The sequence below is a fragment of the Streptomyces sp. STAM6 genome, assembly GCF_054963715.1.
Map to the genome: position 1 here is coordinate 77,043 of NZ_JBUEFZ010000006.1, position 15,069 is coordinate 92,111.

The following is a 15,069-nucleotide window of genomic DNA, read 5'->3' on the forward strand; positions in this document are numbered from 1 at the left end:
GGGCGACGAGCCCGCCGGATGATCAACCCCCGCGGGCAGCCCCCGCCGACGGCCCCGGCCAACAGCGGCTTCGCACCTGCCGCTTCCCGGCGCCGGCCGCTCTTCTCCGCCCCGCTCGTCGCCGCCCCGCGCGGCAGCCACCGACTGGGTCCGGCTCTGCCCGGGGCGTCCCTGGTGCCCGACGCGCACCCTTCCCCACCCGCAAAAAGACCGGTCCGTCCGCCGACGGCGCCTCCCGGCATGCCGCCGGCGGCCCGACCGCCTCACCGACAGGACTCCTCCACCATGGCCATGCTCCTTTCCAGACTGGGCCGCTTCGCCTTCCGAAGGCGGGGCCTGGTCGTCCTCCTGTGGCTCCTGGCCCTCGTCGGCGCGGGCGTCGCGGCGTCCACCGCCGCCGCCCCGCCCGCCGACACCTTCTCGATGCCGGGTACGGAGTCGCAGAAGGCGTTCGACCTCCTCCGGGAGAGGTTCCCGGACGCCCGCGCGGACGGCGCCGTCGCCCGCGTCGTCATCCGCGCCCCGGGGGCCGAGGAGATCACCTCGCCCGTCCGCAGGGCGCGGGTCGAGCGACTCGTCGTCGACCTGACCGGGGCGCCTCAAGTAGCGGGCGTGACAGACCCGTTCACGGCGGGCGCCGTGAGTGACGACCGCACGACCGCGTACGCCTACGTCACGTACGGGGCGAAGGCCACCGAGCTCACCGACGCGGCGCACGAGGGCTTCGGCGACGCGATGGAGCGCGCCCGGGACACCGGTCTCGCCGTCGAGGCGGGGGGCGACGCCGTCAAGATCGAGCAGGCGATGAGCGGTACGGGTGAGAAGCTCGGCATCCTCGTCTCCGCCGTGGTCCTGCTGCTCACCTTCGGCTCCCTGGTGGCCGCCGGAATGCCCCTGCTGACGGCCCTGATCGGAGTCGGCATCGGCATCAGCGGCATCACCGCGCTCGGCAGCACCTTCGGTCTGTCGTCCACCACCTCGATGCTCGCGATGATGATCGGCCTCGCCGTAGGCATCGACTACGCCCTTTTCATCGTGTCGCGCTTCCGCTCGGAGATCGCCGAGGGGAGGGAGCGCGCGGACGCCGCCGCACGTGCCGTGGGCACCGCCGGGACGGCCGTCGTCTTCGCCGGCCTCACCGTGATCATCGCCCTGGCCGGGCTCGCGGTGGTGAACGTCCCGATGCTCACCAAGATGGGCCTCACCGCGGCCGGTACGGTCGCCGTCGCCGTGCTCGTCGCGATCACGTTCGTACCCGCGCTCCTCGGGTTCGCTCCCGTCAGGGTTCTCGCCCGCAGGGACCGCAAGCAGTACACCGGTAAGCCGCTGTCGAAGCGTGAGCGGCGCCGGGCCGCCAAGCGCGAGGCCCGCCGCAAGCCCAACCTCGGCGCCCGCTGGGCCGGCCTCGTGCTCCGGCACCCCGTCGCCGTTCTGCTCCTGGGCGTCCTGGGGCTGGGCGCCCTCGCCGTGCCCGCGGCGAGCCTGGAACTGGGCCTGCCCGGCGAGGGCTCGATGGCCCCGCACACCACCCAGCGCAAGGCGTACGACATGCTGTCGGACTCCTTCGGCCCCGGCTTCAACGGGCCTCTGACCGTCGTGGTCGAGGCGGAGGACGCGAAGACGGCGGCGGGTCGGGTCCGCACGGCTCTGGAGGGGGCCCCCGGCGTCGCTGCCGTCTCCCCCGCCGGCACCAACGCGCGGGGGGACACGGCTCTCGTCAATGTCGTGCCCGACACCGGGCCGACCGACGCCCGGACCGAGGACCTGGTCCGTTCCCTGCGCGCCACGGCGGGCGATCTGGAATCCCGGACGGGCGCCTCCGAGATCCTGATCGCCGGCCAGACCGCGATGTTCATCGACTTCTCGCAGACCCTGGACGACGCGCTGCTCCCGTACCTCGCCCTGGTCGTCGGCCTGGCGTTCCTGCTGCTGATGCTGGTGTTCCGCTCCGTGCTCGTCCCGCTCAAGGCGGCGCTCGGCTTCCTGCTATCGGTTGCCGCGGCCCTCGGTGCCGTCGTGGCCGTCTTCCAGTGGGGCCGGCTGGCCGGCCTCTTCGGGGTCGACCAGCCGGGTCCGATCATGAGCACGCTGCCGATCTTCATGATCGGTGTGGTCTTCGGTCTCGCGATGGACTACGAGGTCTTCCTGGTCTCCCGGATGCGCGAGGCACACGTCCACGGGGCCCGCCCCGGCGAGGCGGTCGTCACCGGCTTCCGCGACGGCGGGCGGGTCGTCGCCGCGGCGGCGATCATCATGGCCAGCGTCTTCTCCGGCTTCGTCATGGAGGACGACGACTTCATCAAGATGATCGGCTTCGGCCTCGCCGCCGCCGTGCTCTTCGACGCCTTCGTGGTCCGCATGGCCATCGTGCCCGCCCTGTTCGCCCTGCTCGGCAGGTCCGCCTGGTGGCTGCCGGGGTGGCTCGACCGGCTCCTGCCGAACATCGACGTCGAGGGCGAGAAGGCGGCGCGGCAGTCCGGCATCCCGTCGCGGCGCTCCGCACGGGAGGACCAGCTCGTGGGCTGAGCGTGCGGCACACCGCCGCACAGCCACACGAAAGCCGCCCCGGCCGGGCCCGAAGCGGACCGGCGGGGCGGCTTTCCGGGTCGGCGGCCCTTGTCCGCGGCCCCGGTCCGCACCGGGGCCCGCACGCATGTCGCCTTTCCGCGCGGCGAACCCCTCTCACTGGGCGTGCAGGGCCCACTTGCTGCCATTGACGTGCGTCGTCCCGGGCAGCGCGATGAGCTCGGGCTTGAACAGCGGTGGCGCGCCCATGGCGGGCTCCCAGGTCGCCAGCTTCTCGTCCTGCGGGACCTCGATCCGCCTGCCCTCGGCGAGGTCGGCCACCACCTTCAGCAGCAACCGCACGCCGAGCGGGGCCAGATGCTCGCGCCACAGGCTCTGCGCGGTCGAGCCCGGGGGCACGAACAGGTGCTCCTGGGCGGCCAGCGGTCCGGCGTCCGTGCGCTCGGTGAGGTGGTAGACGCTCCCGCCCGTCACCTTGTCACCGTCGCGGATCGTCCATCGGATGGCGTCCCGGCCGCGGTGCAGCGGCAGCAGGCTGGGGTGGTAGCCGATGGTGGCGACGGCGGCTCTGGCACGCGTCCGGCGGCCGAGGAAGGCGTGGGAATGCGCGGCGATGATGAGGTCCACCCCGTCCGGGACATGCATGGCCCGCAGTTCGGCCGAGTCCGTCCAGGGGATGCTCCTGGGGTACGCCCAGGCGCGCAGGCGGTCCCAGGACATCGGGTTGCTCTCGTCGCTCTGTCCTTTGCGCAGCCGGGGGGCGGCCACGCCGGCGATCCGGTGCTCCGCGTCCAGCAGGGCTTCCGCGACCTGCACCGCGAACGCCCCTTGTCCTGAAATGAAGATGTTCATCATGCGCGCCCCTTGCGGTCGCCGGTCGGGTGTGTTCAGTAGGGGGAGGAGCGGTCCACCGGTTCGGCCGAGCCGGTGGTCATGTCGTCGGCGTTCCCGCCGCCGCGGTGACGCTCCGCTCGACGTGGTCGAGGGCGCCGTCACGGTCCGGGCAGGAGTGGACGATCCGCCAGCCCTTCGGCACGTCCAGGTACGGCCTCCACAGCGCGTACTGCCCGGCGGCGTTCGCCACGACCAGCCATTCGGCGTCGCCGCCGTCAAAGGGGTTGCCGCTCATCGGTCGACCTCTTTCAGTCCGGAGTGATCGGGCCGGAAACGCACCTTCAGGGTGGAGAAACCGGTCAGGAAGTTGGACCGGATACGCAGCGGCTCCTCGGTCTGTTCGACCCCTGTGGTGAAGTCCCGCAGGGCCAGGAGCAGTTCGGAGATCTCCACCTTCGCCAGGTGCGAGCCGACGCAGAAGTGCGGCCCGTAGCCGAAGGCCAGGTGTTTGTTGGGGGTGCGGCCCAGATCGAACACCCCGGGCCGGTCGAAGACCCGTTCGTCCCGGTTGCCGGAGGCGTGCCAGAGCGTGACGATCTCTCCGGGCCGCAGCCGCACGCCGTGCAGTTCGGTCTCGCGGACGACACTGCGCCCGAAGTGCATCGTCGGGGACGCCCAGCGCAGCACCTCGTCCACCGCGGTGTCGATCGCGACCTCACCGTGCTTGAGCCGCCGCCACTGCTCGGGCCGGGACGCGAGCGTGTGGACGCTGTCGATCATCGTGAGTCGGCTGGTCTCGTCGCCCCCGATGATCAGGCTGTAGCAGTTGAGTACGACGTCCTCGTCGGACAACGGCACACCGTCGATGGAGCTGCCGATCAGCATGCTGATCACATCGTCGCCCGGCGCCTCGCGCCGCTCCTCCACGATGTCCATGAAGTACATCAGGATCTCGTTGCGGGCCATCTCCGAGTCGACCTCGTCGATGTCCTCGTCCTCGGCCGAGAGCGCGGTCTTGGTCAGGGTGAGCAGGTAGTCCCGGTCCTGCTCGGGCACGCCGAGCAGGTTCGAGATCGTGGTCATCGGGATCCGGCTCGCGATCCGGTCCGCGAAGTCGCACCCGCCGGTCTCGACCGCCTCGCGGATCAGCTGCCGGGTGTTGGCCCGCACCGCCCGCGCGACCTCGCTGAGCACCCTCGGGGAGAGCACCCGCTGGAGGATCTTGCGCAACTCGTGGTGCCGGTGCCCGTCGGTGACGGCCAGCATCCGTCCGGCAGCGGCGTCACCGCCGCCCAGCAGCGTGACGAGCACGTTGCCGCGCTCGGACGTGAAGTGCACGTCGTCCCGGTAGGTGGCCATGATGTCGTCGTGGCGGGAGAGCACCCAGAAGCCCCGGCGGCCGTCGACCGGAGGGTTCCAGTGCACCGGTGCGGCGTCCCGCAGACGGCGCCAGAACGCGTCGAGGTCGTGGTCGGCGAAGGTGTTCGGGTCGCCCAGGTCCAGGGTGTCCAGTGCCGGTGAGCTCATGGTCACCAGTCCGTGCGCCAGAACCGGCGCGGCTGGAAGGGGTACGTGGGCAGCGGCACGCGGTGGCTGGACTCCCCCTGGTGCAGGGAATCGAAGTCCACCTGCTGGCCGGTCACCCAGGCGGCGGCCAGACCGGACAGCTCCTGCGCGTCCGTGCCGCTCGCCACGATCCCGTTGTCGTTGCGCCGGAAGGAGTCCACGTCCACCCACGGCGCGGCGGCGGTCTCGGTGGCCGGGCCACGGGCGGAGTCGTCGGACAGCGCGGCGATCAGCTCCGCACGGCTGCGGACCACGGCCGCCCAGCGGCGGGCCATCACCTTGCGGCCCAGGTTGAGGCTGAAGCAGATGTCGTCGAGGCGCAGGTCGGGGTTGGCGACCAGCCAGTCCTTCAGCCGCGCGCGCTGCCGGGCGAGCGCCTCGTCGTCCAGGGCGGACAGCGTGGCGAGGCGCGGCCTGCCCTGCTCCTCGGGGGCACGTTCGGCGGGTGCGGGCGCCTCTTCGAGGACCAGATGCGCGTTGTAGCCACCGCCGCCGATCGAGGTGATGCCCGCGCGGCGGATGCCGGCCTCCGTCTCCCAGTCCGCCGCCTCGATCTGCGGCACGAACGGGGTGCTGGGGAAGTCGAGGTCCTCGTTGACCTCTGTCAGGTTGATCGTCGCGGGCAGCTTCCTGTGGTGCAGCGCCAGCAGGGCCTTCATGGCGCCGAAGCCGCCGGAGACGACACCGCCGTGGCCCACGTTGCCCTTGACGCCGCCGATCGACGTGGTGGCGGTCTGCTTGCCGAACGCCATGCTCGCGGCGTGCACTTCGAGCTCGTCGGTCATCGGCATGCCCAGACCGTTGGCCTCGTACATGGACACGGTGTCCGGGGTGACGCCGCCCACCTCCATGGCGGCGGCGATGCACGCGCTCAGCCGCTCGGGCTGGGCCAGGCCGTAGGCCATCGCGCTGACACCGTTGTTGTTGACGGCCGAGCCCTTGACCACGGCGTAGATGTGGTCGCGGTCGGCGACGGCCTGTCCCACCGGCTTGAGCAGCACCGTGACGACACCGCTGGAGAGCGCGGTGCCCGTGCCGTTGGCGTCGAACGGGCGGCAGTGGCCGTCCTTCGACAGGATGCGGTTCTCCTCCCACAGATGACCGCGCGGGTGCGGCAGGCGGACCATCGAGCCGCCGGCTATCGCCATGTCGGTCTGGCCGAGCAGCAGCGACTGGCAGGCCAGGTGCACCGAGTAGTGGAAGCCGGCGCAGACCGCGGCGACGGTGACGGCCTCGCCGGTCAGGCCCATGTAGTAAAGGGCGTTGGACGTCATGGTGTCCGGCGACCAGGCCAGGCTAGCCTCGATCGCCTCGGGGCCGACCGAGACGCGGTCCGGCGGGGAGCTGTACAGGGCGGCGGTCTGGGGGTTGTTGGCGCCGTAGATGCCCACCTCGCCCGTGACCCGGTCCGGGTCGTAGCCGCCGTCCTCCAGCGTCTCCCAGGCGCTCTCCAGGAACAGCCGGTTCTCCGGGGTCATCGCGGCCGCCATCCGGTCGCTGATGCCGAACACCGACGGGTCGAACTTGTCGTACGTGTCGAGCACGCCGCAGGCACGCACGTAGAACGGGCTGTGGATCAGGGTCTCGTCGACGTGGATGTCGTCCTTGGCCAGGAACGACACGGTCTCCCTGCCGTGTATGAGGTTGTCCCAGAACTGTTCCTTGGTGCGGGCGCCGGGCGCCCGGCACGACATGCCGATGACGGCCACATCGCCCGGGTCGTAGTCCTGCTCGGGGCTTTCGGTCATGGGAAGGCTCCTGCTTCGGGTCGAGTGGGGGCTCAGCTGCCGGTGGAGGTGGCGCGGCCGCGCAGCGCGGCGCGGCGGGCGCCCGCGCGCAGGCGGGCCGACTGGACCACCTCGGGGGTGGCGCCGCTCTCGTCGTCGAGCCAGCGGCCGAGGGAGGAGATGTCGCGGAAACTGAACAGGTCGGGCACGCGGACGCGCCGGCCGAACCGCCGGGTCATCAGCCTGGCGAGCCGGACGAGCAGCAGGGAGTCGCCCCCGAGGTCGTAGAAGGCGGCGTGGATGTCGATGCTCGCCGGTTCGAGGCCGAGCAGTTGGCCCCAGATCTCCGCCAGCGCCACCTCGGTCGGGGTACCGGGGGCCGTCATGGGCGTGCCGGTGTCGGTCGCGGGGGGCTCGGGGAGCGCGGCGCGGTCGAGCTTCCCGCCGGGCGCCAGGGGCAGCGCGGTCAGGAACACGATCGTCCCCGGCACCATGTAGTCGGGCAGCTCGGAGGTCAGCCTGCCGGTGATCGTGTTCTGGAGTCCGGCGTCCAGCCAGACGCCGTCCCGGGGGTCGCCCTCGGGCACGACGTAGCCGATGAGCCTGTTGCCCCGTACGACGGCGGCCGCTTCCCGGACCTCGGGGCAGCCGGTCAGCCGGGCCTCGACCTCTTCCAGCTCGATGCGGTAGCCCCGCAGCTTGACCTGGTGGTCGGCACGACCGCCGAACCGGAGTTCACCGTTGTCGGTGAACGTGACGATGTCACCGGTGCGGTACATGCGTTCGCCGTCCATGAACGGGTCCGGCACGAACCGTTCGGCCGTGGTCCGCGGCCGGTTGACGTAGCCGTGGGCGAGACCGACGCCGCCGATGTAGAGCTCACCGGGCACGCCCGCCGGCAGCCGCTTCAGGTTCTCGTCGAGGACGTAGGCGCGGGCGGCGGTCGACGGCGTGCCGATCGACGGCTCGTCGGTCTCGTCCTCCGGTACCAGCTTGAACGAGCAGAAGACGGTGCCCTCGGTGGGGCCGTAGGCGTTGAAGACCCGGTCGGCGCCGGTCTCCCGGTAGGCCCGGTCCACCAGCTTGCGCCGCAGGGGCTCGCCACCGAACACGACCGTGCGCACGTTCGGCGGCAGAGCTCCGGCGTCGAGCAGGCCGTTCATCACCGACGGGACGACGTTGAGGTGGGTGATCCTGTCGACGTACCGGCTCTCCGGCAGGTGGACGGCGCTTTCGACGAGCACGACGGCGCCGCCGCGGCACAGCGCGGCGAAGATCTCCATCACGGACATGTCGAAGCAGACCGAACTCGCCGCCGAGACGCCGCTCAGGTCGCAGCCTTCGAAGATGCGGTCCATCTCGGACAGCATGGCGACGCAGCCGGTGTGGTGGATGGCCACGCCCTTCGGCCGGCCGGTGGAGCCCGACGTGTAGATGATGTACGCGGTGTCGCCGGGCACGATCGGCACGGGCGTCTCGCCGGGCTCGGTCGTCACGGTCTCGCCGAGTACGACCACGGTCGGTCCTGCCGGGCAGTTGGCCCGGGACGCGGGTGTGGTCACCAGCAGGTGGGTCCCGCTGTCGCGGACCATGAAGGTCAGCCGCTCCGCCGGATAGTGGGGGTCCAGGGGCACGTAGCAGGAGCCGGCGCGCAGTGTGGCCAGGATGGCGACGAGCAGGTCGGGGGTGCGCTCGACGCAGATGCCGACCGGGACACCGGGGCCGGCACCGTCGGCGACGAGCCGTTCGGCCAGCACGCGGGACCGCTCGTTCAGCTCGCCGTAGGTCAGGACGCCGGCGTCGGAGTAGACCGCCGGGGCGCCGGGGTTCTTGACCGCTTGCTCGATGAATTCGGAGTGCAGGGTTTCGGTCACTGGTCCGTCTCCTCCGGGCGGCCGCTCGGCGTGATGTCCCGGAGGGCCAGGTCGGGGTGGGCGATCGAGTCGAAGAGCACGGTGCGGTAGAGCGCGAGCAGTCCCGTCACGGTCTGCCTCTCTAGGTAGCTCGGCTTGTACTGGACGTGGCCGACCACCTCGCCGTCGATGTCGGCCATCGAGATCTCCAGGTCGAATTTGGCGAGGTGCCTGCGTACCTGCAGCGGTTCGAGCGGCAGGGCGCTGTCGGGCGCGATGGTGTCGCCGAGGCCGTGGAAGAGCTTGACGGACCGGGGGAACGCGTCCGAGGACAGCCAGTTCACCACCACGTCGAACCACGGGGAGCGGCCTTCGGCCCTCGGCGGTTTCAGGGCGGACGCCAGCAGGTCCAGTGGGTAGTTCATGTGTTCGAGGAGGCCGAGCGAGAAGGCGTGGACCTCGCCCAGCAGGTCCCGGAAACTGCGGTCGCCGGTGGGTTCGGCCCGTACCAGCACCGTGTTCAGGTAGTAGCCGACGGCCGATTCCCAGCCCGGTTCGCCGCGTTGCGCGATGGCGGTGGCCAGCACGGAGTCCTCGACGCCGGCCGCGCGATTGAGCGTGGCGAAGAAACCGGCCAGCACGACGGTGCTGATCGACACGCCTTCCCGCAGGGCGAACTCCCGGAGCCGCCGGGTCTCCTCGGCGGTCCAGCGGAACGTGAGGTCGCGGCCTTCGTAGGTGACGCCGGGGGGTCGCTCCCTGGTGGACAGGTCGAGGTGGGCGGGTGGGTCGGCCAGTTTCCGCGACCACCAGTCCAGTGCCGCGTCGGCCGCCGGTCCTGCCAGCCACTGCCGCTCCCACTCGACGAAGTCCGTATAGGGGGCGGCCGGTTCGCTATCGCCGGGGTCGGCACCCTCGTAGTACTGCTGGAGTTCGCGGATCATCACGTCGGCCGACGCCGCGTCCGACGCGATGTGGTGCACGAGCACCAGCAGGTAGTGGTCGGCGGGGCCACGCGTCATCAGCACCACCCGGACCAGCGGCCCGTTGTCCAGGTCCAGCGGCAGGTGTCCGTACTCGGCCAGTTCCTCCCGGGCCTGTTCGTCGTCCAGGTCGGTGCTGTCCACCACGAGGAACTCGTAGACCGGTTCATCGAGGATGACCTGGTACGGGCTGCCGCCGGCCTCGGCGAAGAGCGTGCGCAGCGCCGGATGGCGCTCCATCACGGCCCGTACGGCGCGATCCAGGGCCTTCTCGTCGACCTCGGTCCGGATCCGGGCGGTCACCATGAAGTTGTAGGGCACGGCGTCCGGCGCGACCATCTGCATGAACCACAGGGAGGCCTGGCCGTGCGACGTCGGGGCCAGTTCGAAACCGTGGCCGCCGGAGCGCAGCTGCTCCAGTGCCGGTGCGTCGGTGGGATCGAGCAGTCCGCGCACGGCCAGCTCGTCCACCAGCTCCTCGGCGTCCAGCGGGGAGAGATCGTCGAGGAACGTCCGGGCCGGCTCGGCCCGCGGCGCCGGCTCCGTCACGACCACCGCCTTCGGTGCCGGCACGACCACGGCCTCGGGCTCGGGCCCGCGCTCGGACTGCGGGGTCGCGGTCGGGGCCGGCTGGACGCCCGGGGCGGGCGCCGGCTCGACGGCGGTGGCGGCCGGCCGGCCGATGGCCTCGGTGACGTGGTCGACGACCTCGGATATGGGTCGGCCGTCCAGGAACACGACGGGTGACACGCGCTGCCCGAACAGCGACTGCAGCCGGTTGACGAGGCGGATCGCCAGCATCGAGTCGAGGCCGAAGTCGCGCAGACCGGCGCCTTCGGTGAACCTGCTCGCCGGCACGCCCAGCGCGTCGGCGATCTCGCCGAGGACGACGTCTTCCAGCGGCCGGTTCTCCACGGTCCCGACGACGGGCTCGGCCACCGTCGCGACCACGGGCTCGGCCGCGGCCGCGGCGACGGGTGCCGGCTCGGCCCGGGGGCGAGGCGCGGTGTCCAGCCAGTAGCGGTCCTTCTGCCACTGCACGAGCGGGGTTTCCACGACCTCGACGTCGTCGGCGAACAGCGAGTCGAAGGCCAGCGGGAGGCCCCTGACGTACAGCGACGCGACGGCTCCCAGCACACAGCGGACATCGCTTTCGTCGCGTCGCAGGGAGTTGATCGCGTGCACCTGGGCACCGCGGGTCAGCGCGATCTCCTCGACCGCGCCGCGCAGCGTCTCGTGCGGGCCGATCTCGATGAAGGTGCCGACACCTTCCTCGACCAAGGCACTGATCGTTTCGGCGAACCGGACCTGGTTGCGCAGGTTGTGGACCCAGTAGTCGACGTCGGCGACCGGGTTCACCGTGTCGGCCAGTGCCGTGGAACGGAACTCGATGGTGTTCGTCAGCGGCGTGATGCCGTCGATCATCTCGCGCAGCGGCTGGATCAACGGATCCATGCCGGGGCTGTGCACCGGCCGCTCGACCCGGATCCTGCGCGTCGAGACACCGTCCCGCTGGAGGTCGGCCTCCAGGGCGTGGACGGCTTCGGGCGAGCCGGAGACCGCCGCGCTGGTGGGGCTGTTGACCACGGCGACGGCCGCGTGCTCGGCGTACGGGGCGAGCCGCGGCAGCAGCTCCTCCTCCGGCAGGTCGACCGAGATCATGGCGCCTGCGGCCGCCTTGCGTTCGAGCAGGTGGGAGCGGGCGACCACGACGCGGGCGGCGTCCTCGAGCGACAGCGAACCGGCGACGCAGGCGGCCGCGACCTCGCCCAGGCTGTGCCCGACGACGGCGGTCGGCCGGACGCCGAGTTCGAGCCAGACCTTCGCCAGCGAGACCTGCAGGGCGAACAGCACGGGCTGCTGGAAGTCCATCTCCTCGAACCTGGCCTCGTCGGCCGGGGCGGCGAGCCGGTCGAGCACCGAGCAGCCGCCGGCCGCGCGCACGGCGGCGTCGCAGGCCTGCATCGAGGCGCGGAAACCGGCGTGCGAGCGCAGGAGCTCCCGGCCCATGCCGACCCATTGGGTTCCGCCGCCCGAGAACACCAGCGCGACCCGCCGGTCGGTGTTCCCCGCGACCGTGCCCGTGACGACGTCCGGGTGCGGCTGACCGGCGGCGACGCGGGCGAGTCCGTCCAGGACGTCCTGCCGGTCGCGGGCGAACAGCGCGATCCGGTGGTTGTGGTGGGTGCGCCTGGCGGCGAGCGTGTAGGCGAGGTCGGAGACGCGGAGGCCCGTGTCGCGTTCGACGTGGCTGGACAGTTCCCGGCAGGTGTCGGTCAGCGCGGCGGCCGTACGCGCCGTGACCGGTACGAGGTGCACCTGTTCGCCGGCCGCGACGTCGCCGCGGCTCGGCGTGACGTGCCGCCCGCGGTCGCCGGCGGTGAACGGGCCGACGGTGACGGGGTGCCCGGCGGCGTACAGCGCGCCGAGCGATCCGAGCAGGGTCGACGCCTCGTCGGCGCCGCGGCGCAGCGAGGGCAGGGTGGCCGCCGCCGGAAGGATCTCCGACACCGACTTGAGCAGCACGGGATGCGGGCTGAGTTCGATCACCGCGTCGACGTCGTGGTCGCGCAGGGCCGTCAGGGCGTCGACCACCCGGATCTCCTGGCGCAGGTTGTTCGCCCAGTAGTCCGGCCCCAGTTCCCCGCCGTCGACGAGCTCGCCGGTGACGGTCGAGATCATCGGGATGCGCGTGGTCCGGGGCGCGATGCCGTCGAGTTCGGACGTGAGCGGGGCGAGGACATGGTCGACCAGGGCGGAGTGCGGGGCGTGGCCCATGCGCACCCGGTGGTTCGTGACGCCCTCGTCGGTGAGCCGCTGGACGAGTTCGTCGATCTCCTGCGGTGTGCCGGTGACCAGGGTGGAGTTCAGGCCGTTGCGGCCGGAGAGGGTGAGCCGGCCGGTCAGGTACCGCTGCGCCTCGTCCGCACCGGTCATGATCACGATGCCGTCGCCGCGGCCGACGGCCAGCTGCTGGAGCAGCCGGCCATGGTGGGCGGCCAGCCGGGAGGCGTCCTCGAAGTCGAGCGCACCGGCGATGTGGGAGGCGGCGAACTCTCCGACGCTCTGTCCCACGACGATGTCCGGTTCCACTCCGAGGGACCGCCAGGCGTCGGCCAGGGCGACCTGGAGGGAGAACAGCAGCGGCTGGAAGACGTCCATGTCGTCGATGCGGCCGTCCGGCGCCAGCATCTGGTCGACGAGCGAGAAGCCCAGCAGCTCCCGCATCCGCTTGTCGGACCTCATCATGGACCGCCGGAACACGGGCATGCCCGCGAGCAGTTGTCTGCCCATGCCGACCCACTGCGAGCCGTTGCCGGAGAAGAGGAACGCCACCCGCGGCTTGCGTGCGGTCTTCTCCCCGACGCTCAGCCCGTCGGCCGTCGTGCCCTCGGCGAAGGCGTCCAGCCGGTTCCTGAGCCCGGCCATGTCGCGGGCGGTGGCCGCGAGCCGGAACCTGCCGTCGCCGGGTGCCCGGTTGCAGAGCGCCCGCAGGTCGGTCTCGTCACGCAGCGCGAGGGCCCGCTGGGCCAGCTCCTCCCGGGAGTCCTCGGCGAGCAGGAGGAGGGAGTGCTCGGGGCGCGGCAGTTCCTCGACGGCGACGTGGCAGATCGCGCCGCCGAATCCGAACGAGCTGACGCCGCCTCGGCGTGCGTCGGACCGCCGCGGCCAGGTCGTCAGCCGGTCCTGGACGGTGAGGTTGTACTCGTCGAACATGATCTGCGGGTTCGGTGAGGCGTAGTGCAGGCTCGCCGGGAGTACGCCGTTGCGCATCGACATGGCGAGTTTGACCAGGCCGACGATGCCGGCCGCCGCCTCCAGGTGCCCGACATTGGACTTGACGGAACCGAGCCGCAGCGGCACCGCGCGGTCACCGCCCAGGACCGCGCCGATGGCGTTGGCCTCGATCGGGTCGCCGAGGGGCGTCGCGGAGCCGTGGCACTCGATGTAGTCCACGAGGTGCGGTGCGATGCCGGCCCGCTGGTAGGCGGTGCGCAGCATCTTCTCCTGCGCCTGGGGGTTCGGTGCGGTCATGCCGTTGCTCAGACCGTCGTTGTTGGACGAGCTGCCCTTGATCAGGCAGTACACCGGCAGGTCGCGTTCGAGCGCCACACTCAGCGGGGCGAGGACGACGACTCCGGCGCCCTCGCCGCGGACGTAGCCGTTGGCACGGGCGTCGAACGACTTGCAGCGGCCGTCCGGGGCGAGCGCGCCCATCGCGTCCATGGCCGTGTAGTAGTCGGAGACGAAGCTCAGGTTCACGCCACCGGCCAGCACCAGATCGCTCTCGCCCAGCCAGAGCGACTGGCACCCGACGTGCACCGAGACCAGTGAACCGGCGCAGGCGGCGTCGATGGCCATGCTCGGGCCCTGCAGGCCGAGGATGTAGGAGACCCGGTTGGCGATGATGCCGTCGTGCATGCCGGTCGCGGTGTGCGGGGTGATCTGGCTGTCGGGACCGCGATAGTGCGCCAGCGCGGCGTAGTCGCCCCAGCAGGAGGCCATGAACACGCCGGTGTCGCTGCCGACGAGACTGTGGGGCGCGATACCCGCGTCCTCCAGCGCCTCCCAGGCCAGTTCGAGGACCAGGCGCTGCTGCGGGTCCATCTGGACGGCTTCGCGGGGTGAGATGCCGAAGAACAGCGGATCGAACTGGTCGATGCCGTCGATGAATCCGCCCCACCGCACCTTGTCGCCCAGGAGTTCGCGTCGCGCGGCCGGTACCGGGCCGACGGCGTCGCGGCCCTCGGCCAGCAGCTGCCAGAACGCGGAGGGGTCCGGCCCGCCGGGGAACCGGCAGCCGATGCCCACGATCGCGATGGGCTCGTGCGACGCCGCACGGCGCGGGGTGCTCGGGGCGGCCTCCGCGTTACCCGGACCGTCGACCAGCGCTCGGGACAGCGCGTCGACGGTGGGGTACTGCCACATCCAGGTGACCGGGACTTTCCAGCCGAGTAATTCGGACAACGCGGCGGCAATGGTCGACAACTTCAGCGAGTCGAGGCCGTACTGGTGCATCGGTGTCCAGCGATCCACCGCGTCCTTGGACAAGTCCATCAGCTCGGCGACACGCGAAAGCAGGAATTCTGCTATGGCATGCGAATCTCGTGCTGCGCGCTCTTGGGGCATGGCGGCTCCTCAGCAGGGCGATGGAATGGACTGGTACAGCCTGCAGCCGGCTGTTCCGGGTCCAGGAATTCCGTCGGGATGCAATGTGGGGGTATTGGCCGGACTGCGGCGCCCATACGGGCGGTGTCGGCGAGCACGCCCGCGCCGAGCCGGTTCTTCAAATGGCGAGTCAGGCTCGAGCGGCAGGCCATGGAAATGGCTCATGACACGGAAGCTTCGCTTCGACGTGTCGGGTGCCGCGTGGGAGCCGTATATGGGAGGACGCCCTGTCAGGGCGCTGGGGCCGGTGTCCTGCTGGGCAGGCTGTGCCCTCCCGGACGGGATGGCAGTGGCTGTCGGGAGATGAGCACCTGCACCGCGACTCGATCCCCGTCACGTCGTCCTGGCTGTACACCGCCCCCGTCTCTGGTCAATTCGATCCGCGACTGCATTACCTTCGAGGTCCGTCTG

The 15,069-nt window shown here is 71.3% G+C and carries 7 protein-coding genes; 1 reads left to right on the plus strand and 6 read right to left on the minus strand.

The genetic code is table 11. The features are described from left to right. The first annotated feature begins 285 nt into the window (after positions 1–285). Positions 286–2,526: an MMPL family transporter gene (locus ACY34K_RS10710; protein ID WP_462745933.1), complete on the plus strand. Its 2,241-nt coding sequence runs from the start codon at positions 286–288 to the stop codon at positions 2,524–2,526. A gap of 156 nt (positions 2,527–2,682) precedes the next feature. Here the strand turns inward: ACY34K_RS10710 and ACY34K_RS10715 are convergent, their stop codons facing one another. The 6 genes from ACY34K_RS10715 to ACY34K_RS10740 form a co-directional block, all read right to left on the minus strand. Continuing rightward, on the minus strand, positions 2,683–3,381 hold the full coding sequence (locus ACY34K_RS10715; protein ID WP_462745934.1) for a formyltransferase family protein: 699 nt from the start codon (positions 3,379–3,381) through the stop codon (positions 2,683–2,685). 76 nt (positions 3,382–3,457) lie between these two features. Beyond that, positions 3,458–3,655: an MbtH family protein gene (locus ACY34K_RS10720; protein WP_462745935.1), complete on the minus strand. Its 198-nt coding sequence runs from the start codon at positions 3,653–3,655 to the stop codon at positions 3,458–3,460. Further along, the gene (locus tag ACY34K_RS10725; RefSeq protein ID WP_462745936.1) at positions 3,652–4,893 is read right to left on the minus strand and encodes a cytochrome P450; all 1,242 of its coding nucleotides are present in this window, start codon (positions 4,891–4,893) and stop codon (positions 3,652–3,654) included. Before ACY34K_RS10725 ends, ACY34K_RS10720 begins: the two co-directional genes overlap by 4 nt. Continuing rightward, positions 4,890–6,674, minus strand: a complete 1,785-nt coding sequence (locus ACY34K_RS10730; protein ID WP_462745937.1) for a beta-ketoacyl synthase N-terminal-like domain-containing protein — start codon at positions 6,672–6,674, stop codon at positions 4,890–4,892. The genes ACY34K_RS10725 and ACY34K_RS10730 overlap by 4 nt, the downstream gene beginning before the upstream one ends. A 32-nt stretch (positions 6,675–6,706) precedes the next feature. Then, positions 6,707–8,527 (minus strand): non-ribosomal peptide synthetase, encoded by a 1,821-nt coding sequence (locus ACY34K_RS10735; protein WP_462745938.1) that lies wholly within the window; start codon positions 8,525–8,527, stop codon positions 6,707–6,709. Then, a complete protein-coding gene (locus ACY34K_RS10740; RefSeq protein ID WP_462745939.1) occupies positions 8,524–14,619 on the minus strand; it encodes an acyltransferase domain-containing protein in 6,096 nt (2,031 codons plus the stop codon). The genes ACY34K_RS10735 and ACY34K_RS10740 overlap by 4 nt, the downstream gene beginning before the upstream one ends. Positions 14,620–15,069: the final 450 nt, after the last annotated feature.